This window comes from Micromonospora tarensis (genome assembly GCF_016803395.1).
Classification (GTDB): domain Bacteria; phylum Actinomycetota; class Actinomycetes; order Mycobacteriales; family Micromonosporaceae; genus Micromonospora; species Micromonospora tarensis.
Map to the genome: position 1 here is coordinate 1 of NZ_JAEVHL010000461.1, position 2053 is coordinate 2053.

The following is a 2053-nucleotide window of genomic DNA, read 5'->3' on the forward strand; positions in this document are numbered from 1 at the left end:
CCGGCGGCGAACTCCGCGCCTGCCGACGGGCACCGGGCAGCGCCGCGTACAGGTCGCCGGGGCGAACCTCCTGGCTGGCGTGGGTGGCCCCGGTGACGATCACCGCGGCGGCGTCGACCGGAAGGTCGACGGCGAGCCGGGCGGCGAGATCACCGAGCCGAACTCCGGTCACGGTACGTGGACGTGGATTGCCGGGCACGGCGTCAGACCCTACCCGGTCGTCCGGTTCCGGCCGCACAGCCGCCCCGGTGGTTCGTCGGCACTCACCGATGATGTCCCGCCGTCGCTGCTCAGCGCGGATAGACGGTGAACTTGGGCGCGGAACCGCCGGTGGACGGCGGCACCCGGTAGTGACGCAGGGTGAACTGCATCATGTCCCGGAACGCCGGCCCGGCGATCGCCGCGCCCCCACCACTGGGCGCGTACGCGAAGACCGCGATCACGTACCGGGGGTTCTCGGCGGGTGCCATGCCGATGAAGGAGGACACCTCGCCTGGTTGTTTCTTGCCGTTGACCAGCCGCCACCCGGTGCCGGTCTTGCCGGCGACCCGGTAGCCGGGGACCGCCGCGGTCAGGCCGGTGGCGTTCTCGACCGTGGTGACCGCCTCCAGCATGGTGCGCAGCGCCGCCGCGTTCTGCGGGCTGAGCACGGACCGGGTCGTCGGAGCCGGCGTGGGGGTGCGCTTACCGTCCGGGCCGATCACCTCCTTGACCAGGTGCGGCTGCACGTACGTGCCGTTGTTGGCGATGGCGGCGTAGGCGGCGGCCATCTGCAACGGCGTGGCGTCGACGCTGTGCCCGATCGGCACCGACCCGGCCGACGACTCACTCCACTCGTCGACCGGCAGCAACCGTCCGCTGGCCTCCCCCGGCATTCCCTCACCGGTCGGCTTGCCCAGCCCGAACCGCTTCTGGTAGTCGATCAGCCGCTCCGGGCCGAGTCGGTCGGCGACGGTGATGGCGCCGACGTTCGACGAGTAGGCGAGCATGCCCGGCACGCTCATCTTCCTGCCGTTGGCCGGGTGGGTGTCGGGGAACCAGGTGTCACCCTTCTTGATCGCGTTGGCGACGGGGAACGTGGTGTCCGGCGTGATCACCCCCTCCTGCAGCGCCGCGCCGTAGGTGATCGCCTTGTGCACCGAGCCGGGGTCGATCACGAAGCTGGTCGCCGCGTCCTCCCGGGCGACCGGGTCGCTCGGCGTCGGCTTCGCCGCGTCGTAGGTGGGGTGACTGGCCTGGGCCAGCACCGCGCCGGAGGGAATCTCCATGATGACGGCCGCGCCGGTGCCACCGGGCGCCTGGGCCATGCCCGCGCTGAGGATCTGCTGGGTGCGGAACTGCAGGTCACGGACGATGGTGAGGGCCAGCGAGCTGCCCGGCTTGGCGGGGGTCGTCCGGCTGTAGCCGCCCGGGATCGGCGCCGCGAGGTCACCGAGGCCGGCCTCGTACACCCGCTTGCCGTCCTGACCGGCGAGCACGTCGTCGTAGCGGGCCTCCAACCCCTCCAGCCCGGCCATGTCCTGGCTGGTGAAGCCGATCAGGTTGGCCGCCAGGTCACCGCCGGGCACCTCGCGGCGCTCGTCGCGGTGCACCCCGATGCCGGGCAGCTCCAGCGCCTGCACCCGCTTGGCGGTGGGGATCTCCACACCCCGGGCCAGGTAGGAGAACGTCGACGCGACGCCGTTCTCCAGCCGGCGCGGCTTCATCAGCTCGACCAGCTTCGACGCCGGGATGCCGAGCAGCGGGGAGAGCGCCTTCGCGGTGGCGGGTGGGTCCTTGACCTCGGTCGGGTCGGCGTACACGTATCGCGCCTCGACACTGCGGGCCAGTGGCGCGCCGGTGCTGTCGTAGATCGCGCCGCGCGGCGCGGGCAGCTCCACAGTGCGGGTGCGGTCGGCGACGCCACCCCCGGCGTACGCCGGGGCGTCCACCGCCTGGAGGAAGATCAGCCGGATCCCGATGGCGGCGAAGAGCGTCAGGGCGAGCGCGGTGCCCAGCCGCAGCCGCAGCCGCGAGTCGGCCAGCTTCGGCGGGCGCGGTGGTTTGCGGGACG

At 72.6% G+C, this 2053-nt stretch carries 1 protein-coding gene and 1 pseudogene; both read right to left on the bottom strand.

The features are described 5' to 3' along the window. Positions 1–238, bottom strand: a pseudogene (locus JM949_RS35505) (UDP-N-acetylmuramoyl-L-alanyl-D-glutamate--2,6-diaminopimelate ligase); the annotation flags it as partial. 52 nt (positions 239–290) lie between these two features. Then, a partial coding sequence (locus JM949_RS35510; RefSeq protein WP_238434465.1) for a peptidoglycan D,D-transpeptidase FtsI family protein occupies positions 291–2053 on the bottom strand: 1763 nt, incomplete at its 5' end.